This window comes from Microbacterium sp. NPDC079176, from assembly GCF_040686675.1.
Taxonomy (GTDB): Bacteria; Actinomycetota; Actinomycetes; order Actinomycetales; family Microbacteriaceae; genus Microbacterium.
This window is the reverse complement of the sequence record NZ_JBFBLM010000002.1, coordinates 121,077-147,115: the sequence shown is the minus strand read 5'-3', so window position 1 is coordinate 147,115 and position 26,039 is coordinate 121,077. Positions and strand designations below refer to the sequence as shown.

The following is a 26,039-nucleotide window of genomic DNA, read 5'->3' as shown; positions in this document are numbered from 1 at the left end:
CAGGGGGCTTCGCTGCGTGTGGCGATGTCATCGACGCGGCAGGCCGAGCTGCGCGAGCATGTGGTCGACGGCGTGGGGATCCTGGCGTCTGGTCTGCTGCTCGCGCAGGAGATCCAGCGCGAGCGTCCGCCTCTCGGCCCGACGTTCGATGCGATGTTCCACGAAGGCCGTGAGCAGCCCGGCGAGGCCGAGCAGCCTGCGCTCAGTGCGCGTCGGGGCGACGAGTCGGATGGTCGCGCTGGTCATGATTCCTCCGTCTTCGAGTCGGCGGCATCCGCGAGCACAGCACCGGAGGCCGGCAGGTCGAAGAGCTCGGTGCGCAGCGACACCCGGCGCACATCCGGCCCGGTCTGGCCGCGGAATCGCTCGACCGCGCTGTCGACCACCGCCATGAGCTCATCCTTGAGACCCGCCATCTGCGAGGGGGTCATCTCGAGCAGAGTCGTGGCGATCAACCCGGTGTCCTTCCAGCCCTCGGGCACGTCCGTGTCCGGCCGATTCACGTAGGACATCAGGGTCTCGTGGCGAAGTCGGAAGAACTCGGACGAGACGATCTGCGCCGCGGCTCGATTCGCCGGTGACATGCTCTGACTGGGACCGGGGATGTCGATGCGCCCTTCGGGAAGCTCCCACCAGCGCTCTCGGGCCGTGCCGCGGCCCTCGACCTCGTGGATGAGGTCGTGCGCCGAGAGCGTTCGCAGGTGATAGCTGGTCGACCCGGAGGTCTCACCCAGCATCGAGGCGAGCGAACTCGCCGTCTGTGGCCCATGAGTGCTGAGCAGGTCGAAGATCCTCACACGCAGCGGGTGAGCGAGGGCTTTGAGCGCCCCCGCGTCGAGGCGTCGCAACTGCAGTTCGTCTTCCATACCGTCAACGATACTCTTGCAAAGACTTCTTTGCAAGCTAACGTTTGCAAATGAACCTTTGCACGTGTTCTACGGCACACGGCCAGAGCCCGTGTCGTCACGGACGCCGCCCCCGGGAAGCGAGTCCCTGTAGCGGGTGATGGCTAGGCTCAGAGGATGACCGACGTCGCGAATCCCCTGCTTCAGCCGTCCACGCTCCCCTACGGTCTTCCCGACTTCGCTGCCATCAGGCCCGAGCACTACCTGCCGGCATTCCAGGCCGCGTTCGACGAGCACCTCCGAGAGATCACCCGGATCACGATGGTGCGCTCGATGCCCACCTTCGAGAACACGATCGAGGCGCTGGAGCGCTCAGGAGAGCTGCTCGACCGCGTCGCGCACGCGTTCTACACCGTGACCTCGGCCGATGCGACGCCGGAGATCCAGGAGATCGACGAACAGCTCGCTCCGCTCATGGCGGCCCATCAGGATGCCATCACTCTCGACGCTGCGCTGTACTGGCGCGTCCAGCAGGTGCACTCGCACCTCGACGATGTCGAGCTCGATGATGAGCAGCGGTACCTCGTCGAACGGCACCACCGCGAGATGACCCACGCGGGCGCGGCCCTCGGCGACGAGGCGAAGAGCAGACTCACCGCCCTGAACCAGCAGCTGTCGACGCTGAACAACACCTTCGAGCGCAACCTCCTCAACGACACGAACGACCTCGCGGTGGTGTTCGACTCGCCGGAGGAGCTCGCGGGCCTCAGCAGCGGTGAGCTCTCCGCAGCCGCTCGCTCGGCGGCGGATCGCGGCCTCGACGGACGCTTCGTCATCTCCCTCCCGCTGTTCACCGGGCATCCGTACCTGGCGCAGCTCCGCGATCGCGAGTCGCGTCGCCGCATCCTGGCGGCCTCGCAGTCGCGCGCGTCGCGTAACAACGGGAACGACAATCGTCCCGTGCTCGCCGAGATCGTGCGCCTCCGCGCCGAGCGCGCGGCACTGCTCGGCTATGCCTCGCACGCCGCGTACGTGACGGCAGATGAGACGGCCGGCACGCCGGACGCGGTCGAGCGGATGCTGCGCGATCTCGCGGCGCCATCTGCACGCAACGCACGAGCCGAGAAGGAAGCCCTGCAGGCGATCGTCGACGAGACCGAGGCGACCCCCTTCGCGGTCGAGGCGCACGACTGGGCTTTCTACACGGAGAAGGTGCGGACCGCCCGGTACGCGATCGACACGAGCGCGCTCCGTCCGTGGTTCGAGGCCGAGCGGGTCCTGAAGGACGGCGTGTTCTTCGCTGCGACGAAGCTCTACGGGGTGACGTTCGCGGAGCGCCGGGACCTCCGGGCCTACCACCCGGGCGCGCGTGTGTTCGAGGTGAGGGACGCGGACGGGAGCGCGGTCGGACTGTACGTGCTCGATCTCTACACCCGCGACTCGAAGCGCGGTGGCGCCTGGATGAATCCGATCGTGAGCCAGTCGCGCCTGCGCGGGACGCTGCCCGTGGTGGTCAACAACCTCAACGTGGCGCTCCCCGGAGAGGGAGAGCCCACGCTGCTCACCCTCGACGAGGTCACGACGCTCTTCCACGAGTTCGGCCACGCTCTGCACGGCCTCTTCGCCGTCGTCACCTACCCGCACTTCGCCGGAACGAACGTCTTCCGCGACTTCGTGGAGTTCCCGAGTCAGGTCAACGAGATGTGGATCCTGTGGCCCGAGGTCCTCGACAACTATGCCCGGCATCATGAGACGGGAGAGCCGCTCGACCCCGCGATCGTCGAACGACTGCGCGCGACGGAGACGTTCAACCAGGGCCAAGACACGAGCGAATACCTCGCAGCCGCCTGGCTTGACCAGGCATGGCATCGCGTGAGCACGCAGACGGAGATCCTCGACGTGGCCGACTTCGAGGCCGCCGCCCTCGCCGACATCGGACTCGACGATCCTGCCGTGCCGACCCGCTACTCGTCGACCTATTTCGCACACGTCTTCTCGGGCGGATACAGCGCCGGCTACTACTCCTACATCTGGAGTGAGGTTCTCGACGCGGACACCGTCGAGTGGTTCCGCGAGAACGGCGGACTCACCCGCGAGAACGGCGACCGGTTCCGCTTCCGTCTCCTCGGCGTCGGAGGGTCCAAGGATCCGCTCGACGCCTACCGCGATTTCCGCGGGCGCGATGCAGAGATCGCACCGCTCCTGAAGCGGCGCGGACTCGAGGCGTGATCAGGTCGCACGCCGCGTGACCTCAGCGGTCGAGCAGCTCCATCGCCTTGTACCAGGTGAGCTGGTGGTAGCTCTGCGCGAGGTGATCGCCGAGGCCGTCGAGAGACACGACGTGCACGGCGATCGCCTCGCTCTCATCGAGCGACTGCTCGGTGACTCGCACGCAGCCCCGCGCGAGGAAGTGATGCACCCGGTTGGTGTGGCTGCCGAAGTTGGCCCAGGTGGGACCGAGGTCGATCATCTCGTCGGGCTCGTACCCGGTCTCCTCGCGCAGCTCGCGGATGGCGGCCGCTTCCGGTGACTCGCCGGCCTCCAGACCGCCACCGATCGTCCCGACCGCGACGATTCCTGCACCATGGCGATACTCGTCGACAACGATCGCGTGGCCATCCCGATCGACGGCGAGCACCGAGATCCAGTCGCCGTATTCGAGCACGTAGTACGGAGCGATCGAGTGTCCTCGCTCGTCGACGCAGTCATCCGCGCGCACGCGGATCCAGCGGTCTGCATGCACCAGCTTGCTGTCGACCACCCGCCAGGGCGAGGGAGCGGAACTCACGCGCTCTTGCGCTTGCGCTCCATCACGATCGTCGGCGGAGCGCCCTCGTCGACGGCCGCCTGGGTGACGATGACCTTGGCGACGTCTTCGGCCGAGGGGATCTCGAACATGATCGGACCGAGCACGTCTTCGAGGATGGCCCGCAGTCCGCGAGCGCCGGTCTTGCGCTCGACGGCGAGGTCGGCGATCGAACGGAGCGCGCCCTCTTCGAATTCGAGCTGAACGCCGTCGAGCTCGAACATGCGCTGGTACTGCTTGACGAGTGCGTTGCGCGGACCCGTGAGGATGTCGATGAGCGCATCCTGGTCGAGCGGAGACACCGATGTCACGACCGGAAGACGACCGATGAACTCGGGGATCAGACCGAACTTGTGCAGGTCCTCCGGAAGCACCTCGCTGAACAGGTCGAGGTCCTTGCCCTTGTCGTGCAGCGGAGCACCGAAGCCGATTCCGTGCTTGCCGACGCGTGCCGACACGATGTCCTCGAGGCCCGCGAAAGCGCCCGCGACGATGAACAGCACGTTGGACGTGTCGATCTGGAGGAACTCCTGGTGCGGGTGCTTGCGCCCGCCCTGCGGGGGCACCGATGCGACCGTTCCCTCGATGATCTTCAGCAGGGCCTGCTGGACGCCCTCACCTGAGACATCGCGGGTGATCGAGGGGTTCTCCGCCTTGCGGGCGATCTTGTCGACCTCGTCGATGTAGATGATGCCCTGCTCTGCGCGCTTGACGTCGTAGTCCGCCGCCTGGATGAGCTTGAGCAGGATGTTCTCGACATCCTCGCCGACGTAGCCGGCCTCGGTGAGCGCCGTGGCGTCCGCGACAGCGAACGGCACGTTGAGCTTCTTCGCGAGGGTCTGGGCGAGGTAGGTCTTGCCGCATCCGGTCGGCCCGATGAGCAGGATGTTGCTCTTCGCGATCTCGACGCTCTCGGCCTTCTGCTCGGCCGTCTGGAGGGTGCCGTGCGCGCGGATCCGCTTGTAGTGGTTGTACACCGCGACGGCCAGCGCCTTCTTGGCTGGCTCCTGTCCGACGACGTACTCCTCGAGGAAAGAGAAGATCTCGCGCGGCTTGGGGAGTTCGAAGTCCGCCGTGCCGTCGGCGGAGGACTCGGCCATCCGCTCCTCGATGATCTCGTTGCACAGCTCGACGCACTCGTCGCAGATGTACACACCGGGTCCTGCGATGAGCTGCTGCACCTGCTTCTGGCTCTTTCCGCAGAATGAGCACTTGAACAGGTCAGCGCTTTCGCCGATACGGGCCATGCGCGTCCTCCTAGGGGGATCCTGAGATCGTCTACTGAGCCTAACCGCTGCATCCGACACCGGGACGCATTGGCGCGGCGTCGTACATCTCGAGTCCGTATCGCCCGTCCGCGTCTGCACGACGAAGCCCGCCTCCTCGGTGCGGGGAGACGGGCTTCGTGATGCTCGAACGTCAGACGAGGCTCTTGGTGTGCCAGACGGTCTTGACCTCGGTGAAGGCGCCGATGCGCTCCGGAGACGCGGTGACCGCGCCGGGAGTCAGCACGCGCTTGAGCGTCTCGGCGGCGGCGATCTGCATGTCGATCCACTCGAGATCGCCGGCACCGGCCAGATCGAGCGCATTGACGTCCTGGTGCGAGGCGAGCCAGGGCGCCATCTCGGCGGGAGACCCGGTGAGCACGTTGACGACGCCCCCGGGCACATCGCTCGTGGCGAGCACCTCAGCGAGACTGATGGCCGACAGCGGGAACCGCTCGCTCGCGATCACGACGACCGTGTTGCCTGCGACGAGCGCAGGAGCCACGACCGAGACAAGACCGAGCAGCGCGGAGTCCTGCGGTGCGACGATCGCGACCACGCCGGTCGGCTCCGGCACCGAGATGTTGAAGTACGGACCCGAGACCGGGTTCGCGTTGCCCGCGACCTGCGCGTACTTGTCGCACCAGCCGGCGTACCAGACCCAGAGGTCGATCGCCTCGTCGACCTGCGCGGCGGCGGCGGACGTGGAGACGCCCTCCTGCGCGGCGATCTCGTCGATGAACTGCGCGCGGCGACCCTCGAGGACCTCGGCGACCCGGTACAGCACCTGCCCGCGGTTGTATGCGGTGGCGCCGGACCACCCCTTCACGGCGGCACGTGCGGCCACGACGGCATCCCGTGCGTCCTTGCGCGAGCCCTGGGCGGCGTTCGCGAGGAATGCCCCCTTCGCCGACAGCACCTCGTAGGTGCGGCCGGACTCGCTGCGCGGGAAGGCGCCGCCGATCGCCAGCTTGTAAGTCTTCGGAACGGTCAATCGCTTGCTCATGCGGAGGCCCCCTTCAGGTATGCGGTGAGACCCTGACGTCCGCCTTCACGGCCGTATCCGGACTCCTTGTAGCCGCCGAACGGACTCGACGGGTCGAATCGGTTGAACGTGTTCGCCCAGATGACACCGGCACGCAGACGGTCGGCGACCGCGAGGATGCGCGAGCCCTTGTCCGACCAGATGCCGGCGGAGAGGCCGTACGGCGTGTTGTTCGCCTTGGCGATCGCCTCGGCCGGCGTACGGAACGTCAGCACCGACAGGACGGGCCCGAAGACCTCGTCGCGGGCGATGCGATGCGACGCCTCGACACCGGTGAAGATCGTCGGAGCGAACCAGAACCCCTTGTCGGGGATCGCGCAGTCCGCGGTCCAGCGCTCTGCGCCCTCGGCCTCGCCGATGTCGCTCAGCTCACGGATGCGGGCGAGCTGTGCCGCCGAGTTGATCGCGCCGATGTCGGTGTTCTTGTCGAGCGGGTCGCCGAGGCGCAGCGTCGACAGGCGGCTCTTCAGGCGATCGATGACCTCGTCATGGATCGACTCCTGCACGAGCAGTCGGCTTCCGGCGCAGCACACATGCCCCTGATTGAAGAAGATGCCGTTCACGATGCCCTCGACGGCCTGGTCGATCGGCGCGTCATCGAACACGATGTTGGCGGCCTTGCCGCCGAGCTCGAGCGTGACCTTCTTGTCGGTCCCCGCGACGGCCCGTGCGATGTCGCGGCCGACACCGGTCGAACCCGTGAAGGCGACCTTGTCGACGTCGGGGTGACGCACGAGCGTGGCCCCCGTGGAACCGGCACCCGTGATGATGTTGACGACACCGGCCGGCAGATCCGCCTGCTGCAGGATCTCTGCGAAGATCAGCGCCGTCAGCGGCGTGGTCTCCGCAGGCTTGAGCACCACGGTGTTGCCTGCCGCCAGAGCAGGAGCGAGCTTCCACGCGAGCATCAGCAGCGGGAAGTTCCAGGGGATGATCTGCCCGGCCACGCCGAGCGCACGCGGGTTGGCGCCGAGTCCGGCGTAGTCGAGCTTGTCAGCCCACCCCGCGTAGTAGAAGAACCAGGAGGCGACGAGAGGCACGTCGACATCGCGGCTCTCCTTGATCGGCTTCCCGTTGTCGAGGCTCTCGGCGACCGCGAGCTCGCGAGCCCGCTCCTGCACGAGACGTGCGATGCGGAAGAGGTACTTGCCGCGATCGCGGCCGCTCATCTTCGACCAGGTCTTCTCGTAGGCGCGACGCGCGGCGGCGACCGCCCGGTCGACGTCCGCGTCGCTCGCCGAGGCGATCTCGGCGATGTGGCTCTCGTCAGCCGGCGAGATCGTCGCGAAGCTCGAGCCCGATCCGTCGACGAACTCGCCGTCGATGAACAGTCCGTAGCTGTCCTTGAGGTTGAGTACTGCTTTCGACTCCGGTGCCGGAGCGTATTCCAGGAATGACATATGCGGGCTCCTAGTCGATCGTGACGTAGTCGGGGCCGGAGTAGTGGCCGGTGGTGAGCTTCTGGCGCTGCAGCAGCACGTCGTTCAGCAGGCTCGAGGCGCCGAAGCGGAACAGGTGCGGCTGGAGCCATTCCTCCCCCACGGTCTCGGCGACCGTCACGAGGTACTTCACCGCATCCTTCGACGCGCGGATCCCGCCGGCGGGCTTGACTCCGATGCGCTCTCCCGTACCCCGGTGCCAGTCGCGCACTGTCTCGAGCATGAGCAGCGTCGTCGGCAGCGTCGCCGCCGGCTGCACCTTCCCGGTGGAGGTCTTGATGAAGTCGCCACCGGCGAGGATGCCGAGCCACGATGCGCGCTTGATGTTGTCGTAGGTGTTGAGCTCGCCGGTCTCGAGGATCACCTTGAGCGAGGCGTATGAACCGTCGGCACGACGGCATGCCTCTTTCACCTGGGCGATCTGGTCGTACACGAGTCCGTATCGGCCCGAGAGGAACGCTCCTCGGTCGATGACCATGTCGATCTCGTCGGCGCCGGCCGCGACCGCTTCGGCGGTGTCGGCCAGCTTGATGGCCAGCGAGGAACGTCCGCTGGGGAACGCGGTGGCGACCGCGGCGACCGAGATGAGTCCGTCATCCGGATCGCCGTGCAGAGCGCCGAGCGCCTCGACCGCGTCGCCGACCATGTCGCCGTACACGCAGACGGCGGCGACCCGGGGGGTCGTCGGGTCGGCGGCATCCGGATTCTTCGCCTTGGCGACCAGCGAGCGCACCTTACCGGGGGTGTCGGAGCCTTCGAGGGTGGTGAGGTCGATCAGCTTGATGATCGTGTCGAGTGCCCAGGCCTTCGACGTGGTCTTGATCGAACGCGTGCCGAGTGCGGCCGCGCGCTGCTCCAGGCCGACGGCGTCGACCCCCGGGAGTCCGTGCAGGAACCGGCGGAGCGTGGCGTCATCCGGCTCACCGCCGAGAACGTCCACCGCCGATCTGCGGCTGAGTTCTTGGGTCGTCATCGTTCCTCCAACAATGCTCGTGCTGTGGTCTCATCTGTCACCAGAACGCTGCACAGGCCGCTGGTCACGACTGTGCGCGCGATGTCATGCTTGGCGTCACCGGCGGTGACGAAGATCGAGCGCTTCGCGGCGCGCAGGCGCCCGAGGTCGACTCCGACCGTCCGGGCGTCGAGCTGCGGGTCGACGATGTTGCCGTCGGCGTCGATGTACCGCCCGAGGACGTCGCCCACGGCACCACGGCGCGCGAGCTCTTCGACATCGGATGCCGAGAGGTAGCCGTTCTCGACATGCGCGGAGGTCGCATCGCAGGGCCCCGCGGTGAACAGGAAAGCCTGCGCTTCGGCCGCTTCGACGAGGACGGCCGCGACGGTGCGGTCGGCTTCGATCGCCTGCTTGGTCTCGACGCGTTCGAGGATCGCCGGGCTCGGCAGGAGGGACACGTGTCCGGATGCACGCTGGGCGATGGTGACGGCGAGGCCCGCGGCTCCGCCCGAACGGCGGTTGAGGCTCACTCCCCCGTTGAGCTGCACGACGGTGACGCCGGTCGCCCATCCTTCGGGCAGCGACTCTGCGACGGCGCGCAACGTACGCCCCCAGCTGACGCCGAGGGTGCGGGGCACCGGCCGCATCGCAGTGAGGTAGTCGGCCGCGGCCTGGGCGACCCGCTCGAGGGTCCCGTCATCGCCGTCCGGGGAGGGAACGACGACGGCAGCCGTGAGGCCATGGCGTTCGACGAGCTGGCGCTCGAGTCCGAGTCGGCGCGCACGCGGGTGCACGATCTCGATGCGGACGATGCCACGCTCTCTGGCCTGTGTGAGAAGGCGCCCCACCTTCCAGCGGGACAGCTTGAGGAGGGCGCCGATCTCGTCCTGCGTCTTGTCCTCGTCGTAGTACAGCTCGGCGACGCGGACCATGATCAGTTCTTCTTCCATGGCATCCTCCTTCCGTCTCCAGCATACGTCCGTAGCACCGTTCGCGCACCTTGATGCTCATATGAGCACTGACGCTTCCAGTGTTCGCACATTCGCCGGAGACGACGAAAGGACGCCGACCCTGAAGGGCCGACGTCCTCTCACCATGTATATGCGATCACATGCGCTTGCGCGAGGTGAGCACCTGGTCGACGATGCCGTAGTCCAGCGCCTCAGCGGCGGACAGGATCTTGTCACGGTCGATGTCGCGGTTGACCTGCTCGACCGACTTGCCCGTGTGACGAGCCATGGTCTCCTCGAGCCAGGTGCGCATGCGCAGGATCTCGGCCGCCTGGATCTCGATGTCGGATGCCTGGCCGTGCCCCGCCTCGCCCATCGCCGGCTGGTGCATGAGCACACGGGCGTTGGGCAGAGCCAGGCGCTTGCCGGGGTGACCGCCTGCGAGCAGCACCGATGCGGCCGAAGCCGCCTGGCCGAGCACCACGGTCTGGATCTGCGGAGCGACGTACTGCATCGTGTCGTAGATCGCCGTCATCGCGGTGAACGAACCACCGGGCGAGTTGATGTACATGGTGATGTCACGCTCGGAGTCCTGGCTCTCGAGAACGAGCAGCTGCGCCATCACGTCGTCGGCCGACGCATCGTCGACCTGGACGCCGAGGAAGATCACTCGATCTTCGAACAGCTTGTTGTAGGGGTCCTGGCGCTTGAAGCCGTATGCCGTGCGCTCCTCGAACTGAGGAAGCACGTAGCGGCTGGAGGGCAGATCGCCGGCAGAGCGGAAGGTGGGTGCGTACATGAGAGTCCTTTCGCTTTCCGTTACTTGATGTCCTGGTCGGTTCCGCCGCCACCGATGACGTCGGTGGCCGAGTCGCGGATGTGATCGACGAAGCCGTACTCGAGCGCCTCGTCGGCGGTGAACCAGCGGTCGCGGTCACCGTCTTCGTTGATCTGCTCGACCGACTTGCCGGTCTGCGCCGCGGTGATCTCGGCGAGGCGGTTCTTCATCGAGGTGATCAGCTGCGCCTGCGTCTGGATGTCGCTCGACGTTCCGCCGAAGCCACCGTGCGGCTGGTGCAGCAGCACGCGGGCGTTGGGCGTGATGTAGCGCTTGCCCTTCGTGCCCGCGGTCAGCAGAAGCTGACCCATCGATGCGGCCATGCCGATGCCCACGGTGACGATGTCGTTCGGGACGAACTGCATCGTGTCGTAGATCGCCATGCCCGCGGTGATCGATCCACCGGGCGAGTTGATGTAGAGGTAGATGTCCTTCTCGGAGTCCTCTGCGGCGAGAAGGAGGATCTTCGCGCAGATCTCGTTCGCATTGTCGTCGCGCACCTCCGATCCCAGCCAGATGATGCGGTCTTTCAACAGTCGGTCGAAGACGCTCGTAGCGAGGAGGGGTTCTGCAGCCATGTCAGCTCCTGATTCCGTGTTTCAGTGATTCGAATCTACCGGCGACAACGCAGCGCTCAGGCCGTGTTCGCCGTCGGCATATCAGGCGTCGAGTTCCGCGATCTCGTGTGCGTACGCGGTCATCGAGCGGTGGTACCGCGGCAGGTGCGGCACGAGTGCGAGGAGAGCGACCGACAGGCCCCGCGCCGGGCGTCCGGAACTCGCCAGGATCAGCGCGTGGACCGTCGCCACGGCATCCCGGTAGGGGCCGTCCGCCGAGAGCTCCTCCTCCGCACGGATGACGGCGAGGGCATCGTCGTACTCGCCCAGATTGCGCAGTGAACTCGCCAGCTGGATCACGCACTGCGGGCGGTGCTCGTCGTCGAGACCCAGTGCGAGCGCACGCCGGTAGAGTTCGACGGCCTCGGCGGGGCGGCCGGCCGAATCACGCGCCCCAGCGCGCTCGAACTCCGCACGGGCGTCATCGACGCCGCGCTCGGCGGCCAGCGCGTCGATCCGGGCGATCGTCTGGTCTCCGACCTCTTCGCCGGACGCGTCGTCCCACACCTCGTCGATGCGTTCGTCCCAGGTCTTCATGGTCTCCTCGTTCATCTGCTCTCCCACTGACGCGAAAGGGGCGGATGCCGCAGCATCCGCCCCTCATGAGATCGTGTCCGATCACTCCGCCTTGTCGGCAGCCTTCTTGGCCGGAGCCTTCTTGGCTGCGGGCTTCTTCGCGGCGGGCTTCTCGGCGGCCTCCGCGTCGTCGGCCTTCTTCGCGGGCGCCTTCTTCGCAGCGGGCTTCTTCGCTGCCGGCTTCTCAGCGGCGTCGGCGTCGTCGGCCTTCTTCGCGGCAGCCTTCTTCGCGGGAGCCTTCTTGGCCGGCTTCTCGTCGGCAGCCGTCTCGGACTCGGCCTCGTCGTCGGTCACGACGAAGTCGGACAGATCGACGGGCTTGCCGTTGGTGTCGACGACCTTGACCTTGCCCAGGGCGATCGCGAGGGCCTTGTTGCGGGCGACCTCTCCGACGAGCGCCGGAAGCTGGTTCGACGACTGCAGAGCCTCGACGAACTCCTGGGGAGCCATGCCGTACTGCGAGGCGGACTGGATGAGGTACTGCGAGAGCTCCTCCTGCGAGACCTGCACGTCAGCCTGCTCGGCGATCGTGTCGAGCAGAACCTGCGTGCGGAACTGCTTCTCGCTGGCCTCGGTGACCTCGGCGCGGTGCACGTCGTCCTCGAGGCGGTTCTCACCCTCGAGGTGGTTGTGCACCTCGTCCTCGATGAGCTTCGGCGGCACGGGGATCTCGATCTGCTCGAGCAGCGTCTCGACGAGCTTGTCGCGAGCCGCGGAGCCCTGAGTGAAGACGCCCTGCTGCGAGACGCGCTCGGCGAGGCTCGCGCGGAGCTCGGCGATCGTGTCGAACTCGCTCGCGATCTGCGCGAAGTCGTCATCGGCCTCGGGGAGCTCGCGCTCCTTGACCGCCTTGACGGTGACGGAGACCTCAGCCTCGGAGCCAGCGTGGTCGCCGCCCACGAGCGCAGAGCGGAACGTGGTGTCCTCACCGGCGGTGAGGGATTCGATCGCGTCGTCGATGCCCTCGAGCAGCTCACCCGAGCCGACCTCGTAGGAGACGCCCTCGGCGCGGTCGATCTCCGCACCGTCGATCGTGGCGACCAGGTCGAGCTCGACGAAGTCGCCCTTCGCGGCGGGACGGTCGACGGGAACGAGCGTTCCGAAGCGCGCGCGCAGGTTCTCGAGCTCTGCGTCGAGCGCGGCGTCGTCGGCCTCGACGGCGTCGACCGTCAGGGTGATGCCGTCGAATGCCGGGACCTCGATCTCGGGACGCACGTCCACCTCGATGTCGACCAGGAGGTCGCCCGAGAAGTCCTTCTCGTTCGGCCACTGGGTGATGTCGGCGGCCGGACGTCCGACGACGCGGAGCTTGTGCTCGACGGTCGCGTCGCGGAAGAACTTGTCGAGGCCCTCGTTGACCGCGTGCTCGATGACCGCGCCACGACCGATGCGCTGATCGATGATCGGAGCGGGGACCTTGCCCTTGCGGAAGCCGGGGATCTGGACGTCCTGAGCGATGTGCTCGTAGGCGTGCGCGATGCTGGGCTTGAGGTCGTCAGGGGTGACCGTGATGCTGAGCTTGACCCGGGTCGGGGTCAGCTTCTCGACGGTGCTGTTCGCCATTCTGGTGTGCTCTCCTTGTGATTTCCGCGCTGAATCGCGGCTGTCAGGCCGTTGAAGCCATGTCGGGGCGACAGGAGTTGAACCTGCGACCTCCCGCTCCCAAAGCGGGCGCTCTACCAAACTGAGCTACGCCCCGGGGAATCCGCATGCAGATTCAGCCCCACCGAGTCTAACGGACACGAGCACCTCCGTCAGTCCGCTATGATCGATGAGTCGGCACAGTCCTCCCGGATGCAGCTGACAACGGGGCTGTAGCTTAGTGGTAAAGCCTCTGTCTTCCAAACAGATGATGCGAGTTCGATTCTCGTCAGCCCCTCCACTCGAGAAAGGCCCCCGCGATGCGGGGGCCTTTCTCGTCCCCGGGGGTTCTCGCACCGGACGGCTCACTGATTAGAGTCATCATGAGCCGGTTCCCCACGGAGGTCCCCCGCATGACTGCATCCGTCGACGTGGCCACCTCCCCCGCCGGAGGCCACGCACTCCCCCCGCACTTCGCCAGCACCGACGGCGCAGCACCGAATCGCCGAGGACGGCGCATCGGGTTCATGCTGGGCGCTGCGGGAGTCCTGGTCGCGGCGGCCGTCGGCGTGCTCCAGGTCACCGCCAACCTCGGATACGACGGAGCACGCGCCGAGTTCGACGCAGCAGCGGCCTCGGCTCGCGACAGCGCGACGACGGTCCAGCAGGAGCTCGACACGCTCACGTCCGTCATCGATGTCGCTGATCTGCTGAAGACGGCCGATACCGGCGTTCTCACTGTGCCCTCCGCGAGGGACGCGCTCACGACGGCGTCGACGGATGCCGAAGAAGCCGCCGGCCCGGCGGAGGAACTGCTCACCGAACCGCTGCCTTCGGCGGATTCCAAGCCGTCGGCGTTCTGGGAGCTCTTCGCAGCATCCGATCAGCTCGCCGTCGACGCCGGCGACCTGGACGAGCTGGCTGCCGACCTCAACGCGGCGACACCTGCGATGACCGCCGCCAGTGCCGAAGTGACCGAGGCCGGCGTGGCCCTCCTGCGCTCGGCGGCCGACGCAGCCCCGGCTTTCGAGTCGGCACACCTGTCGGCCAAGAACGACGCCGTCATCGCCCTGCGCGATGCGGCGTCGCGAGTACCCGACACCATGCTCCTCGATGTGACGGCGGTCGAATCACTGGTGTCCATGCAGGACGCCGCAGGACAGGTCGTGGCGACCGAACAGGCCGAACTCGCCGAGAAGGCGGGACCGCTGCAGGGCGATCGCCTCGAGATCGAGGCGTTCGCCCGGTCGCTCGCACCCGGGGTGCTGCTCGAGTTCGACTGGAACCAGATCGTCAACAACGCCGGTTCCAACGGCAGCATGGGAGGCCTCACGACCTGGTGGTGGGACGATCCCGACCGCGCCGCCATCGAGCTGTCGAACTCGGTCGCCGAGCAGTGGCCGGCGGACCGGAGCAAGGCTCTCATCGCCCACGAGGTCGGCCACGCGATCAGCGTGAAGTGCGAGGACATGTACGACTCGTCGACGCAGGACAGCATCGAGAAGTGGGCCACGGCGTGGGCGATCAGCATGGGCTTCACCGACGATGCCAACGGCGTCTGGGCGTACGGCTACCCGCCTCAGTCCTACATCGACGCCGCGTACGGGTGCCGGTGAGCACGTCCGCCTGGTACGAGAGAAGCCGCCGCGATCGGATCGCGGCGGCTTCTGTCAGGAGATCAGATCGAGGTCACTGACCCCGACGCTCACGCAGCTGGGTGAGCGCATCTTCGAGAAGCTGGACGGCTTCTGCGTCGGTGCGACGCTCCTTCACATACGCGAGATGCGTCTTGTAGGGCTCCGGCTTCGCGAGGGCAGGCGGGTTGGCCTTGTCGCGACCCGCCGGAAGACCGGACTGCGGGTGGTCGATCGTCTCGGGAATCTCCTCTTCAGGGAGCCCCGCGGCGAAGTAGCGGACCGTCTCGTTGCCGAGACCGTCCCAGTACGAGACCGCGATGCGGTCGGCGTGGTAGCCGTGGTCCTGCTCGCCCATGGGGCCGGAACCCACTCGGGTCCCTCGGATCGCGTTGCCGCCGGTAGCCATCAGATCACCTCGAACTTCGTGATGAGACCGAGCGCCACGATCGACACGAACCACGCCAGAGCGAGGATGACCGTGAAGCGATTGAGATTGCGCTCAGCGAGACCCGACGAGCCGACAGCTGACGTCATGCCTCCACCGAACATGTCGGAGAGGCCGCCACCGCGACCCTTGTGGAGGAGGATGAGGAGAGTCAGCAGGACGCTGGTTATGCCCAGCACCACCTGCAGGACGAACTCGAGAATTTCCACGAGGAAGAGCCTTTCGCTGGGGCAGGATTGCCCCGGTAACGGTCAAGTATACGGTGCGGCGGGGCCGGAGCCCCGCCACACTCACACGCCGACGTGCTTCTCGAAGCGGATGATCGCCGCGAACTCGTCGACCACGAGGCTCGCGCCTCCGACGAGTGCGCCATCGACATCAGGCTCGCGCATGAAGCTGGCGATGTTGGCCGCCTTGACCGATCCGCCGTACAGGATCCGGGTGCGCGCCGCAGCGTCGTCACCGAGAACCTTGGCGATCACCGTGCGCAGCGCAGCGCAGACATCCTGGGCCTGCTGCGGCGTCGCTGCCTGCCCGGAGCCGATGGCCCAGACCGGCTCGTACGCCACGACGATGTCCGCATCCTTCGACAGACCCTGGAGAGCGGCCTCGAGCTGCCCCGCGGGCACTGCGCTGGCCCCGAACTTCTCGAGGTCCTCAGCCGTCTCCCCGACGCAGATGACGGGCGACAGACCGTGCTTCAGCGCGGCCTTCGTCTTGGCCGCGACGACGTCATCGGACTCCGCGTGGTATTCACGGCGCTCCGAGTGACCGATGATCACGTACTTCGCATCGAGCTTCGCCAGGAAGGCTCCCGAGATCTCCCCGGTGTAGGCGCCGGAGTCGTGAGCCGAGAGGTCCTGCGCGCCGAGGGCGAACGGGATCTTGTCGGCGTCGATGAGCGTCTGCACGCTGCGGATGTCGGTGAAGGGAGGGAAGACCGCAACCTCGACCGAGCCGTCCTCGTGCTTGGCGTCCTTGAGCGTCCAGTGCAGCTTCTGCACGAAGGCGACCGCCTGCAGGTGGTCGAGATTCATCTTCCAGTTTCCCGCGATCAGCGGGGTACGGGTGTTCACACCCATCCGAGCACCTCCAGGCCGGGTAGTTTCTTGCCCTCGAGGAACTCGAGGCTTGCGCCGCCGCCGGTCGAGATGTGACCGAACTGGTCGTCGGTGAAGCCGAGCTGACGCACGGCCGCGGCCGAGTCTCCGCCGCCTACGACGCTGAGGCCGTCGACCTCGGTGAGCGCCTGCGCAACGGCCTTGGTGCCGCCGGCGAAGGCCGGGAACTCGAACACGCCCATCGGGCCGTTCCAGAACACCGTCTTCGACCCACGGATGACCTCCGCGAACCGCGCAGCCGTCTCCGGGCCGATGTCCAGGCCGATGCCGGAGGAGCCGAACGCGGTGCTCTCGATGGCGTCGGCGGCGGTGACCTCGTGCTCCGCATCAGCGGAGAACGAGGATGCGACGACGACATCGGTCGGGAGCACCAGCTCCACACCGCGCTTCTCGGCCTCGGCGATGTAGCCGCGGACCGTCTCGAGCTGGTCCTCTTCGAGGAGGCTGGACGCCACCGCGTGGCCCTGCGCCTTCAGGAAGGTGAACAGCATGCCGCCGCCCACGAGGATGCGATCCACGCGCGGCAGCAGGTGCGAGATGACTCCGAGCTTGTCGCTGACCTTCGACCCGCCGAGGACGACCGCGTACGGGCGCTCGGGGTTCTCGGTGAGACGGTCGAGCACGTCCAGCTCGGCTGCGATGAGTAGACCGGCGGCCGACGGCAGCAGCTCGGCGAGGTCGTAGACGCTCGCCTGCTTGCGGTGCACGACACCGAAGCCGTCGGAGACGAGGACGTCTCCGAGCTCTGCCAGCTGAGCCGCGAAGGCGCCGCGCTCGGCGTCGTCCTTCGAGGTCTCCCCCGGGTTGAACCGCAGGTTCTCGATGACGACGATGCCGCCGTCCTCGAGCGAGGCCACGGCCTCCTGCGCCGACTCGCCGACGGTGTCGCGAGCGAACGCCACCGGCTTGCCGAGCAGCTCGGACAGCCGCTGGGCGACCGGCGCGAGACTGTACTGCGGGTCGGGCGCACCGTCGGGGCGGCCGAGGTGCGAGCACACGATGACGCGGGCGCCCGCGTTGATCAGTGCGTTGAGGGTAGGCAACGAGGCGCGGACACGGCCATCGTCCGTGATGATCCCATCCCGCAGGGGGACGTTGAGATCACAACGGACGATGACGCGCTTGCCCTCGAGCGAACCCAGTGAATCCAGGGTGCGCAGAGTCATGGGAGATGTCTCAGAGACGCTCTGCCACGTACTCGGTCAGGTCGACGAGACGGTTGGAGTAGCCCCACTCGTTGTCGTACCAGCTGGAGACCTTGACCAGGTTGCCGCTGACGTTGGTCAGCGTGGCGTCGAAGATCGACGAGTGCGGGTTGTGCACGATGTCGCTCGACACGATCTGGTCTTCGTTGTACTGCAGGAAACCGGCGAGGCGTCCGTCGGCAGCAGCCTTCTTGTACGCCTCGTTGACCTCTTCGACCGTGAGGTTCTCGCGGTCGGTGATCAGCGTGAGGTCGACGATCGAGCCGGTGGGAACCGGAACGCGGTACGACGAGCCGCTCAGCTTGCCCTGGAGCTCGGGCAGAACCTCGCCGATCGCCTTCGCGGCACCGGTCGACGCCGGGGTGATGTTGATCGCTGCGGCGCGTGCACGACGCAGGTCGCTGTGCGGACCGTCCTGCAGGTTCTGGTCTGCCGTGTAGGCGTGAGCCGTCATCATGAAGCCACGGTCGATGCCGAAGGCGTCGTTGAAGACCTGTGCCAGCGGGGCGAGGCAGTTGGTCGTGCAGGAGGCGTTGGAGATGATGTGATCCGTCTCCGGGTTGTACGTGTCCTCGTTCACGCCCATGACGAACGTGCCGTCGACGCCGGTGCCGGGAGCCGAGATGAGGACCTTCTTGGCCCCTGCCTCGATGTGCTTCTTGGCCAGCTCGGCCTTGGTGAAGAAGCCGGTCGACTCGATGACGATGTCGACGCCCAGCTCGCCCCACGGGAGGCCGGCGGGGTCGCGCTCGGCGAACGCCTTGATGGCCTTGCCGTTGACCGTGATGCTCTCGTCGTCGTAGCTGATGTCAGCATCGAGGACGCCGCCCACGGAGTCGTACTTCAGAAGGTGGGCAAGGGTCTTGTTGTCGGTGAGGTCGTTGACAGCGACGATCTCGATGTCCGCTCCCTGCGCGAGAGCCGCGCGGAAGTAGTTGCGTCCGATACGGCCGAAGCCGTTGATACCGATCTTGACAGACACTCAGGTCTCCCTGTTTCTCGTGCGCTGTGCGCAGCAATCGTGCGTGCGCGGTGCGCGGGGGTTTTTGGCTGAGATGGCGTCCCGACGAGACTTGGCCCGTCGGGACGCGACCCGATTACGACAGTACCAGCAGGCCGTTCGTCTTCTCGCGGGCGACCTCGAAGCGCTGGGCGACGTTCTCCCAGTTGGCGATGTTCCACGCGGCCTTCACGTAGTCGGCCTTGACGTTGAGGTAGTCGAGGTAGAAGGCGTGCTCCCACATGTCGAGCTGGAACAGCGGCACGGTGCCCTGTGCCGTGTTCGACTGCTGGTCGAACAGCTGCTGGATGATCAAGCGCTGGCCGATCGAGTCCCAGCTGAGGACGGACCATCCGGAGCCCTGGATTCCGAGGGCGTTCGCGGTGAAGTGCGCCTGGAACTTCTCGAAGGAACCGAAGAACTCGTCGATGGCTGCCTTGAGCTCGCCCTCGGGCTGTCCGCCGCCGGTCGGCGAGAGGTTGGTCCAGAAGATGGAGTGGTTGACGTGACCGCCGAGGTTGAACGCGAGGTCCTTCTCGAGCTTGTTCACGTTCGCCAGGTTGCCGCTGTCGCGCGCCTCGGCGAGCTGCTCGAGGGCGGTGTTGGCGCCGGCGACGTAGGTCGCGTGGTGCTTGTCATGGTGCAGCTCCATGATCTTGCCGCTGATGTGCGGCTCGAGGGCTGCGAAGTCGTAGGGAAGGTCGGGGAGCGTGTAGGTCGCCATGTCGCTTTCATCCAATCCGCGCCGCGCCGCGGCGCTTGCCGATCCTCTGCGCCGCCGATGTGCGACGTAGAGCGGACGTAACTCATCCTAGTGACGACAACGCGTCGCCGACCCTGATCCTTCCCCCATATGACGAAGCGAGGCGACCCCTTGACAGGGATCGCCTCGCTGATGTCGTTCGCTGTGGTCAGACGTCGAGACCCGCGGGCACGGCTGCTTCCGTTCCCGGGATGCCCTCCTGCTGGGCACGCTTGTCCGCCATCGCCAGAAGACGGCGGATGCGGCCGGCGACGGCGTCCTTGGTCATGGGCGGATCAGCGTGGTGACCCAGCTCGTCGAGGCTCGCGTCGCGGTGCGCGAGACGCAGCTCGCCCGCGACCTTGAGGTGGTCGGGCACCTCGTCGGCGAGGATCTCCAGGGCCCGCTCGACGCGCGCGCAGGCGGCGACGGCGGCCTGCGCGGAGCGACGGAGGTTGGCATCGTCGAAGTTGACGAGACGGTTGACGCCCGCACGCACCTCGCGACGCTGGCGCATCTCCTCCCAGGCGACCGCGGTCTTCTGAGCACCCATCTCGCTGAGGATGGTGCGGATCGCCTCGCCCTCACGCACGACGACGCGCGGCATGCCTCGCACCTCGCGCGCCTTGGCGGCGACACCCAGGCGATGCGCCGCGCCCACGAGTGCCATGGCGGCCTCGGATGACGGGCAGGCGACCTCGAGCATGGCCGATCGGCCGGGTTCGCTCAGCGTTCCCGCGGCGAGGAACGCACCCCGCCAGAGACCGGCCACTTCAGCGCGAGAGCCAGTGGTGAGACGGTTGGGGAGTCCGCGGACCGGACGCCGACGCTGGTCGAGCAGACCGGTCTGGCGTGCGAGGGTCTCCCCCGAGGCGATGACCCGGACAGCCCATCGCGCGCCGTCATTCGCCGTGCTCGACTGCACCTGTGCGATCTCCGGTCGGACCCCGTAGATCTCGGCGAGGTCGCGCGCGACACGCTGCGCGAGGATCTCGGCATCCACCTCCGCCTCGACGGCGACCCGCCCGGCGATGGAGTGCAGTCCGCCGGCGAACCGGAGGATCGAGGTGACCTCCGCGACACGCACCGTCGGGGGTGCATTACGGATGCTGACCAGCTCAGCCTTGACGTCGGTCGTTAGTGCCACGACACTCCTCTACGCTCACGCGCCGGATCGCGGCGCAAACCTCCAGCCTACTCTGACGGAGGCTCTTGCTATTCCCTGCCGAGGTCCCGGTGGCGCACGTTGACGGCCACTCCCGGCACGGAGGCGAGCCGACGGGCCAGCTCCTCCGCCATGGCCACGGAGCGGTGCTTTCCGCCGGTGCAGCCGATCGCGACGGTCGAATGGCTCTTGTTCTCGCGCTGATACCCCTCGAGCACCGGAGTGAGTGCCGCCGAATACGAATCGAGGAACTCTGCGGCGCCCTCGCGTGACAGCACGTAGTCCCTGACGGACTCGTCCTGACCGGTCAGGCCCCGCAGCTCTTCGTTCCAGAACGGGTTCGGGAGGAAGCGCATGTCCGCGACCAGGTCGACGTCGGTCGGAAGACCGTACTTGAAACCGAAGCTCATGAGCGTCACACGATGCCTCGCTGCCCCCGCTTCCGAGAAGAGGTCGGAGACCTGGGTGGCGAGCTGATGGATGTTGAGTGCGGAGGTGTCGACCACGAGATCGGCCGACTCGCGGATCGGCGCCAGTCGCTGGCGCTCGACGCGGATGCCGTCGAGCAGAGTGCCGTCCCCCTGCAGCGGGTGGGGTCGGCGAACCGCCTCGAACCGACGCACGAGCACATCGTCCGACGCGTCCAGGAACAGCACGCGGACGGAACCACGCGATCTCAGCGCCCTCGCGACGCCCGGGAAGTCGTCGAAGAGGTTGCGCCCGCGAACGTCGACCACCGCTGCGACCTTCGGCAGAGCGTCACCGCCCATGTCCGTGAGGTCGAGCAGCGGTCGGAGGATCTGCGGCGGCAGGTTGTCGACCACGTACCAGCCGAGGTCCTCGAGTGCGTTGGCTACCGTCGTGCGCCCTGCGCCCGACATGCCCGTGACGATGAGGAACTCGCCTTTGTCCCCGTCAGTCATGGTTACTCCTTCTCCCCCGCTGGCTCCAGCCTAGCGAGTGGAGAGATGCGTATGGATGTTCTGTGCGAGGACAGGACCGATCCCCTGCACCTCCTGGATCGCCTCCAGAGGCGCGGAGCGCAGCGCGGTGACGGAGCCGAAGTGCTTCAGGAGGACCTTGATCCTCGAGGAGCCGAGGCCTGGCACCTCGGCCAGGATCGATGTGATGTCATTCTTGCGTCGTTTGCGCTGGTGCGTGATCGCGAACCGGTGGGCCTCGTCTCTCAGCCGCTGCAGCAGGTAGAGCGACTCGCTGGTGCGCGGCAGGATCACCGGGAAGTCCTCCCCCGGGAGCCAGATCTCCTCGAGCCGTTTGGCGATGCCGCACACGGCGATCTCGGTGTGCCCGGCGTCTCGCAGTGCACGTGCCGCCGCTTCGACCTGGGGCTGTCCACCGTCGACCAGCAGCAGCTGAGGCGGATAGGCGAAGCGCGGTTTGCGCTTGACCTCCACGACGACGTCCTCGGACTCGTCTCCCGCCTCCACGGGGACCGCTGCGGATGCGGGCTCATCGATCTCTTCCGGACGATCGAGGTAGGCGAGTCGACGACGCAGCACCTGGTACATCGAGTCCGTATCGTCGGTGGTCTCGGCGATGTTGAACGACCGGTACTGGTCTTTGCGGGGAAGTCCATCTTCGAAGACCACCATCGAGGCGACGACGTTCGTGCCACCGAGGTGCGAGATGTCGAAGCACTCGATGCGAAGCGGCGCCTCCGACATCCCCAACGCCTCCTGCAGATCGGTCAGAGCCTGGGTTCGTGCGACGTAGTCGCTCGTACGACGGGTCTTGTACCTGATCAGGGCCTGCTGCGCGTTGAGGGTCGCCGTGCGCATGAGATCAGCGCGTTGCCCCCGTTGGGCGATGGCGATCTCGACCTTCTTGCCTCGCCGCTCGCGCAGCCAGACCTCGAGCTCGGCCGCGTCGTCGGGAAGGGTCGGCACGATGATCCGCCGGGGCACATCCTGCGCATCGCCGTACGCGCGCTGCAGCACCTGGTCGACGAGATCGGCTGTCGAGATGTCGATCTCCTTCTCGATCGTCATCGCGCGAACACCGCGGACGCGCCCGCCGCGGATCACGAAGTGCTGCACGGCGGCGGCCAGCTCGTCTTCCGCGATGCCGAAGAGGTCGGCATCCTCGTCGGTCGCGAGCACGAGCGCGCTCTTGCCGAGCACGGCCTCGATCGCGGTGAGCTTGTCACGGTATCTGGCGGCGGCCTCGTAATCCATCGCGGCCGACGCCGCCAGCATCCGCTTGGTCAGCTCTCGGGTGAAGCGCTCATCGCCGCCCGCCATGAAGGCGACGAAGTCGTCGACCATGGCACGGTGCTCCTCGATCGTCACCGTCATCGAGCACGGCCCGCCGCACTTGCCGATCTGCCCGGGAAAGCACGGCCGGCCGGTCTGCATCGCGCGTTTGTAGCTGGAGTCGCTGCAGGTGCGGATCGGGAATGCCTTGACCATCAGGTCGATCGTCTCGTGCACCGCCCAGACCTTGGGATAAGGACCGAAGTATCGGGCACCGGGAATCTTGCGGTTCCTGGTCACGATCACGCGCGGCGCCTCATCACCCAGGGTCACGGCCATGAACGGGTAGGACTTGTCGTCCTTGTAGCGGACGTTGAAGGGCGGATCGAACTCCTTGATCCACATGTACTCCAGCTGAAGCGAGTCCACGTCCGTCGAGACGACGGTCCACTCGACGGACGACGCCGTGGTGACCATCCGCCGCGTGCGTTCGTGGAGCGTGCGCAGCGGAGCGAAGTAGTTCGACAGTCGCTGGCGCAGGTTCTTGGCCTTGCCGACGTACAGCACGCGTCCATCAGCATCGCGGAAGCGGTACACGCCGGGGTTGGTGGGGATCTCACCAGCCCGCGGCTTGTACGGCAGGACGTCGGCCATCAGCTGGCCTTCCGCGCAGAGCGCCCCTCACCCAGGATCTCGGCGAGGAACTGACCCGTGTGGCTGTCCTCGACTCGCGCGATCTGCTCGGGAGTGCCGGTCGCCAGGATCTCGCCGCCGCCCGAGCCGCCCTCGGGCCCGAGGTCGATCACCCAGTCCGCGGACTTGATCACATCGAGGTTGTGCTCGATGACGATCACCGTGTTGCCCTTGTCGACGAGTCCGTTCAGTACCTCGAGGAGCTTGCGCACGTCCTCGAAGTGCAGACCGGTGGTCGGCTCGTCGAGGACGTAGATGCTGCGACCGTTGCTGCGCCGCTGGAGCTCGGTGGCCAACTTGACGCGCTGAGCCTCGCCGCCGGAGAGAGTCGTCGCCGACTGACCGAGGCGCACATACCCGAGCCCGACGTCGACGAGGGTCTTCATGTAGCGGTGGATCGCCTGAATGGGCTCGAAGAACTCGGCCGCTTCCGCGATCGGCATCTCGAGGACCTCGGCGATGTTCTTGCCCTTGTAGTGCACCGACAGCGTGTCGCGGTTGTAGCGCTTGCCGTGGCAGACCTCGCAGTCGACGTACACGTCGGGCAGGAAGTTCATCTCGATCTTGATCGTGCCGTCGCCCGAGCACGCCTCGCAGCGACCGCCCTTGACGTTGAAGCTGAATCGCCCTGGCTGATAGCCACGGACCTTCGCCTCGGGGGTCTCGCTGAACAGCGAGCGGATGCGGTCGAACACGCCGGTGTAGGTGGCCGGGTTGGACCGCGGCGTGCGGCCGATCGGTGCCTGATCGACGTGCACGACCTTGTCGAGGTTGTCGAGCCCTGACACACGCGTGTGCTTTCCGGGAACCGTGCGGGCGCCGTTGAGCCGCGAGGCCAGCACCTGGTACAGGATGTCGTTGACGAGCGACGACTTGCCCGAACCCGACACGCCGGTCACCGCCGTGAGAACGCCCAGCGGGAAGTTCACGCTGACGTTCTTGAGGTTGTTCTCGCGGGCGCCGACCACGCTCAGCATGCGTTTCTTGTCGAGCTTGCGACGCTTCGCCGGAGTGGGGATCTCGCGCGCACCCGAGAGGTATTCGCCCGTCATCGAGTTCGGCTCATTCAACAGAGCCGAATACGGACCGGAATGCACGACCTCTCCACCGTTCACGCCGGCACCCGGTCCGATGTCGACGACCCAGTCAGCGGCTTCGATCGTCTCTTCGTCGTGCTCGACGACGATGAGCGTGTTCCCGAGGTCGCGAAGTTTCAGAAGGGTGTCGATCAGACGACGGTTGTCACGCTGGTGCAGACCGATCGACGGCTCGTCGAGGACGTAGAGGACGCCGGTGAGCCCGGAGCCGATCTGCGTCGCCAGCCGGATGCGCTGCGCTTCTCCACCGGAGAGCGACCCGGCGGACCGGCTGAGGTTGAGGTAGGAGAGCCCGACCTGCAGGAGGAAGTCGAGTCGCAGGCGGATCTCACGCAGCACCTGAGCCGCGATCTTCGCCTCACGATCGGTGAGGGTGAGGGTCTCCATGAACGACCGCGCGTCGGCAAGGCTCAGGTGCGACACCTCGGCGATCGAATGCCCGTGCACCTGCACCGCGAGCACCTCGGGCTTGAGTCGGTTGCCGTCGCACACCGGGCAGGGGACCTCGCGGAGGTACTCGCCCCAGCGCGAGCGCTGCGTGTCGGACTCGGCCTGGGCGTACTGCCGCTCGATGTACGGCACGACGCCTTCGAACCCCGATGCATAGCGCATCTCGCGCCCATAGCGGTTCTTGAACTTGACGGTGACCTTGTAGTTGTCGCCGCGCAGGATCGCGTCCTGAACGTCGACGCGCAGATCCTGCCACGGGGTGTCGAGAGAGAAGTTGAGGTCGTCGGCCAATCCCTCGAGCAGCCGCTCGTAGTACTGGAAGAGCCCCTTGCCCTGAGTGGTCCACGGGATGATCGCGCCCTCGCGGATGGAGAGCTCCTCGTCGCCGAGCATCAGGTCGATGTCGACGGACATGCGGGTGCCGAGACCCGAGCAGGCCGGACAGGCACCGAAGGGCGCGTTGAACGAGAACGTGCGTGGTTCGATCTCGGTGAGGGTGAGCGCGTGGCCGTTCGGGCAGGCGAGCTTCTCGGAGAAGGACTGCCACGCGTCGTCGCCCTCTGCGTCGACGTAGTTGATCTGCACCACGCCGCCGGCGAGCCCGAGCGCGGTCTCGACCGAGTCCGTGACTCGACCGAGGATGTCGTCTGCCGCGACGAGGCGGTCGACGACGACGGCGATGTCATGCTTGTAGCTCTTCTTGAGCGTGGGCGGCTCGGCGAGCTGGATGAGGTCGCCGTCGACGATCGCGCGCGAGTAGCCCTTGGCCCCCAGCTCGCGGAACAGGTCGACGAACTCGCCCTTCTTCTGCGAGACGATGGGCGCGACGATCTGGTAGCGGGTGCGCTCGGGCAGCTCCATGAGCTGGTCGGCGATCTGCTGGACGGTCTGACGTTGGATGCGCGCACCGCACTCGGGGCAGTGCGGAATCCCGATCCGCGCCCACAGCAGACGCATGTAGTCGTAGATCTCGGTGATGGTTCCGACCGTGGACCGCGGGTTGCGGTTGGTCGACTTCTGGTCGATAGACACCGCAGGGCTGAGGCCCTCGATGAAGTCGACGTCCGGTCGGTCGACCTGACCGAGGAACTGACGCGCGTACGCGCTCAGCGACTCGACGTAGCGACGCTGTCCTTCAGCGAAGATCGTGTCGAAGGCCAGACTGGACTTTCCCGATCCGGACAGGCCGGTGAACACGACGAGGGAGTCGCGTGGGATGTCGATGTCGACGTTCTTGAGATTGTGTACGCGGGCACCGCGGACACTGAGTTTTCCTGGGGTTGCAACCGGGACGATAGGCACTGATCAAGTCTACGAGTGGCCACCGACATTGGCTCCGTGAGGGCTCACAGGG

General features: G+C 66.7%; 24 protein-coding genes and 2 tRNA genes. 3 read left to right on the top strand and 23 right to left on the bottom strand.

What is annotated here, in order from left to right:
- Positions 1-27: 27 nt before the first annotated feature.
- Entirely contained in the window at positions 28-246 is a 219-nt protein-coding gene (locus tag AB0P11_RS04720; protein ID WP_056278923.1) for a hypothetical protein, read from the bottom strand.
- Positions 243-866 (bottom strand): helix-turn-helix domain-containing protein, encoded by a 624-nt coding sequence (locus AB0P11_RS04715; protein ID WP_053096611.1) that lies wholly within the window; start codon positions 864-866, stop codon positions 243-245. The genes AB0P11_RS04720 and AB0P11_RS04715 overlap by 4 nt, the downstream gene beginning before the upstream one ends.
- Positions 867-1,022: 156 nt before the next feature.
- On the opposite strand from AB0P11_RS04715, the gene AB0P11_RS04710 reads away from it, so the two are divergent.
- Positions 1,023-3,074, top strand: a complete 2,052-nt coding sequence (locus AB0P11_RS04710) for a M3 family metallopeptidase (RefSeq protein ID WP_363520143.1) — start codon at positions 1,023-1,025, stop codon at positions 3,072-3,074.
- Between the two features lie 22 nt (positions 3,075-3,096).
- On the opposite strand, the gene AB0P11_RS04705 is transcribed toward AB0P11_RS04710, so the two are convergent.
- From AB0P11_RS04705 to AB0P11_RS04655, 11 genes are all read right to left on the bottom strand, one after another.
- Positions 3,097-3,633 (bottom strand): NUDIX hydrolase, encoded by a 537-nt coding sequence (locus AB0P11_RS04705; RefSeq protein ID WP_056278925.1) that lies wholly within the window; start codon positions 3,631-3,633, stop codon positions 3,097-3,099.
- Positions 3,630-4,898 (bottom strand): ATP-dependent Clp protease ATP-binding subunit ClpX, encoded by a 1,269-nt coding sequence (gene clpX / locus AB0P11_RS04700; RefSeq protein WP_053096617.1) that lies wholly within the window; start codon positions 4,896-4,898, stop codon positions 3,630-3,632. The genes AB0P11_RS04705 and clpX overlap by 4 nt, the downstream gene beginning before the upstream one ends.
- Before the next feature lie 172 nt (positions 4,899-5,070).
- Entirely contained in the window at positions 5,071-5,922 is an 852-nt protein-coding gene (locus AB0P11_RS04695) for an aldehyde dehydrogenase family protein (RefSeq protein WP_053096636.1), read from the bottom strand.
- A complete protein-coding gene (locus tag AB0P11_RS04690) occupies positions 5,919-7,361 on the bottom strand; it encodes an aldehyde dehydrogenase family protein (protein WP_053096638.1) in 1,443 nt (480 codons plus the stop codon). Before AB0P11_RS04690 ends, AB0P11_RS04695 begins: the two co-directional genes overlap by 4 nt.
- A gap of 10 nt (positions 7,362-7,371) precedes the next feature.
- Positions 7,372-8,373 (bottom strand): deoxyribose-phosphate aldolase, encoded by a 1,002-nt coding sequence (deoC, locus tag AB0P11_RS04685; RefSeq protein ID WP_072591429.1) that lies wholly within the window; start codon positions 8,371-8,373, stop codon positions 7,372-7,374.
- The gene (locus tag AB0P11_RS04680; protein WP_056278928.1) at positions 8,370-9,305 is read right to left on the bottom strand and encodes a sugar-binding domain-containing protein; all 936 of its coding nucleotides are present in this window, start codon (positions 9,303-9,305) and stop codon (positions 8,370-8,372) included. The genes deoC and AB0P11_RS04680 overlap by 4 nt, the downstream gene beginning before the upstream one ends.
- 157 nt (positions 9,306-9,462) lie before the next feature.
- Positions 9,463-10,104, bottom strand: a complete 642-nt coding sequence (locus AB0P11_RS04675; protein ID WP_042540774.1) for an ATP-dependent Clp protease proteolytic subunit — start codon at positions 10,102-10,104, stop codon at positions 9,463-9,465.
- 20 nt (positions 10,105-10,124) lie between these two features.
- Positions 10,125-10,721, bottom strand: a complete 597-nt coding sequence (locus AB0P11_RS04670; protein WP_053096644.1) for an ATP-dependent Clp protease proteolytic subunit — start codon at positions 10,719-10,721, stop codon at positions 10,125-10,127.
- 81 nt (positions 10,722-10,802) lie between these two features.
- Positions 10,803-11,312: a tetratricopeptide repeat protein gene (locus AB0P11_RS04665; RefSeq protein ID WP_315985294.1), complete on the bottom strand. Its 510-nt coding sequence runs from the start codon at positions 11,310-11,312 to the stop codon at positions 10,803-10,805.
- 66 nt (positions 11,313-11,378) lie between these two features.
- On the bottom strand, positions 11,379-12,899 hold the full coding sequence (gene tig, locus AB0P11_RS04660; RefSeq protein WP_056278929.1) for a trigger factor: 1,521 nt from the start codon (positions 12,897-12,899) through the stop codon (positions 11,379-11,381).
- Between the two features lie 62 nt (positions 12,900-12,961).
- Positions 12,962-13,035, bottom strand: a tRNA-Pro gene (locus tag AB0P11_RS04655).
- Between the two features lie 109 nt (positions 13,036-13,144).
- Between AB0P11_RS04655 and AB0P11_RS04650 the strand changes: the two genes are divergently transcribed.
- Positions 13,145-13,218 (top strand) — tRNA-Gly (locus tag AB0P11_RS04650).
- Between the two features lie 112 nt (positions 13,219-13,330).
- Positions 13,331-14,533 carry a hypothetical protein gene (locus AB0P11_RS04645; protein ID WP_363520134.1) on the top strand — a complete coding sequence of 401 codons (1,203 nt, stop codon included), beginning with the start codon at positions 13,331-13,333 and terminating at the stop codon, positions 14,531-14,533.
- 73 nt (positions 14,534-14,606) lie between these two features.
- Here AB0P11_RS04645 and AB0P11_RS04640 read toward each other — a convergent pair whose 3' ends face one another.
- The 10 genes from AB0P11_RS04640 to uvrA form a co-directional block, all read right to left on the bottom strand.
- Positions 14,607-14,960 carry an RNA polymerase-binding protein RbpA gene (locus tag AB0P11_RS04640; protein ID WP_042540778.1) on the bottom strand — a complete coding sequence of 118 codons (354 nt, stop codon included), beginning with the start codon at positions 14,958-14,960 and terminating at the stop codon, positions 14,607-14,609.
- Complete coding sequence (gene secG, locus AB0P11_RS04635; RefSeq protein ID WP_053096652.1) at positions 14,960-15,208, bottom strand: preprotein translocase subunit SecG; 249 nt, start codon at positions 15,206-15,208, stop codon at positions 14,960-14,962. The genes AB0P11_RS04640 and secG overlap by 1 nt, the downstream gene beginning before the upstream one ends.
- A gap of 81 nt (positions 15,209-15,289) precedes the next feature.
- Positions 15,290-16,081: a triose-phosphate isomerase gene (gene tpiA, locus AB0P11_RS04630; protein ID WP_053096653.1), complete on the bottom strand. Its 792-nt coding sequence runs from the start codon at positions 16,079-16,081 to the stop codon at positions 15,290-15,292.
- On the bottom strand, positions 16,072-17,286 hold the full coding sequence (locus tag AB0P11_RS04625; RefSeq protein WP_187249801.1) for a phosphoglycerate kinase: 1,215 nt from the start codon (positions 17,284-17,286) through the stop codon (positions 16,072-16,074). Before AB0P11_RS04625 ends, tpiA begins: the two co-directional genes overlap by 10 nt.
- A gap of 10 nt (positions 17,287-17,296) precedes the next feature.
- A complete protein-coding gene (gene gap, locus AB0P11_RS04620) occupies positions 17,297-18,307 on the bottom strand; it encodes a type I glyceraldehyde-3-phosphate dehydrogenase (protein WP_053096657.1) in 1,011 nt (336 codons plus the stop codon).
- Between the two features lie 115 nt (positions 18,308-18,422).
- Entirely contained in the window at positions 18,423-19,049 is a 627-nt protein-coding gene (locus tag AB0P11_RS04615) for a superoxide dismutase (protein ID WP_042540783.1), read from the bottom strand.
- A 187-nt stretch (positions 19,050-19,236) separates the two neighbouring features.
- Entirely contained in the window at positions 19,237-20,214 is a 978-nt protein-coding gene (whiA, locus tag AB0P11_RS04610; RefSeq protein ID WP_042540784.1) for a DNA-binding protein WhiA, read from the bottom strand.
- Between the two features lie 68 nt (positions 20,215-20,282).
- On the bottom strand, positions 20,283-21,155 hold the full coding sequence (gene rapZ / locus AB0P11_RS04605; RefSeq protein ID WP_053096659.1) for an RNase adapter RapZ: 873 nt from the start codon (positions 21,153-21,155) through the stop codon (positions 20,283-20,285).
- Positions 21,156-21,185: 30 nt separating this feature from the next.
- Complete coding sequence (gene uvrC / locus AB0P11_RS04600) at positions 21,186-23,099, bottom strand: excinuclease ABC subunit UvrC (RefSeq protein ID WP_053096661.1); 1,914 nt, start codon at positions 23,097-23,099, stop codon at positions 21,186-21,188.
- The gene (gene uvrA / locus AB0P11_RS04595; RefSeq protein WP_053096663.1) at positions 23,099-25,987 is read right to left on the bottom strand and encodes an excinuclease ABC subunit UvrA; all 2,889 of its coding nucleotides are present in this window, start codon (positions 25,985-25,987) and stop codon (positions 23,099-23,101) included. The genes uvrC and uvrA overlap by 1 nt, the downstream gene beginning before the upstream one ends.
- Between the last annotated feature and the right edge of the window lie 52 nt (positions 25,988-26,039).

Bases quoted from the DNA above. Each gene is read 5' to 3' on its own strand.
- uvrC (WP_053096661.1), bottom strand. From the start codon at position 23,099: ATGGCCGACGTCCTGCCGTACAAGCCGCGGGCTGGTGAGATCCCCACC.
- AB0P11_RS04680 (WP_056278928.1), bottom strand. From the start codon at position 9,305: ATGGAAGAAGAACTGATCATGGTCCGCGTCGCCGAGCTGTACTACGAC.
- AB0P11_RS04670 (WP_053096644.1), bottom strand. From the start codon at position 10,721: ATGGCTGCAGAACCCCTCCTCGCTACGAGCGTCTTCGACCGACTGTTG.
- AB0P11_RS04625 (WP_187249801.1), bottom strand. From the start codon at position 17,286: ATGACTCTGCGCACCCTGGATTCACTGGGTTCGCTCGAGGGCAAGCGC.
- AB0P11_RS04715 (WP_053096611.1), bottom strand. From the start codon at position 866: ATGGAAGACGAACTGCAGTTGCGACGCCTCGACGCGGGGGCGCTCAAA.
- tig (WP_056278929.1), bottom strand. From the start codon at position 12,899: ATGGCGAACAGCACCGTCGAGAAGCTGACCCCGACCCGGGTCAAGCTC.
- AB0P11_RS04665 (WP_315985294.1), bottom strand. From the start codon at position 11,312: ATGAACGAGGAGACCATGAAGACCTGGGACGAACGCATCGACGAGGTG.
- AB0P11_RS04675 (WP_042540774.1), bottom strand. From the start codon at position 10,104: ATGTACGCACCCACCTTCCGCTCTGCCGGCGATCTGCCCTCCAGCCGC.
- AB0P11_RS04720 (WP_056278923.1), bottom strand. From the start codon at position 246: ATGACCAGCGCGACCATCCGACTCGTCGCCCCGACGCGCACTGAGCGC.
- AB0P11_RS04645 (WP_363520134.1), top strand. From the start codon at position 13,331: ATGACTGCATCCGTCGACGTGGCCACCTCCCCCGCCGGAGGCCACGCA.
- clpX (WP_053096617.1), bottom strand. From the start codon at position 4,898: ATGGCCCGTATCGGCGAAAGCGCTGACCTGTTCAAGTGCTCATTCTGC.
- AB0P11_RS04615 (WP_042540783.1), bottom strand. From the start codon at position 19,049: ATGGCGACCTACACGCTCCCCGACCTTCCCTACGACTTCGCAGCCCTC.
- AB0P11_RS04710 (WP_363520143.1), top strand. From the start codon at position 1,023: ATGACCGACGTCGCGAATCCCCTGCTTCAGCCGTCCACGCTCCCCTAC.
- AB0P11_RS04695 (WP_053096636.1), bottom strand. From the start codon at position 5,922: ATGAGCAAGCGATTGACCGTTCCGAAGACTTACAAGCTGGCGATCGGC.
- rapZ (WP_053096659.1), bottom strand. From the start codon at position 21,155: ATGACTGACGGGGACAAAGGCGAGTTCCTCATCGTCACGGGCATGTCG.
- AB0P11_RS04690 (WP_053096638.1), bottom strand. From the start codon at position 7,361: ATGTCATTCCTGGAATACGCTCCGGCACCGGAGTCGAAAGCAGTACTC.
- deoC (WP_072591429.1), bottom strand. From the start codon at position 8,373: ATGACGACCCAAGAACTCAGCCGCAGATCGGCGGTGGACGTTCTCGGC.
- AB0P11_RS04640 (WP_042540778.1), bottom strand. From the start codon at position 14,960: ATGGCTACCGGCGGCAACGCGATCCGAGGGACCCGAGTGGGTTCCGGC.
- tpiA (WP_053096653.1), bottom strand. From the start codon at position 16,081: ATGGGTGTGAACACCCGTACCCCGCTGATCGCGGGAAACTGGAAGATG.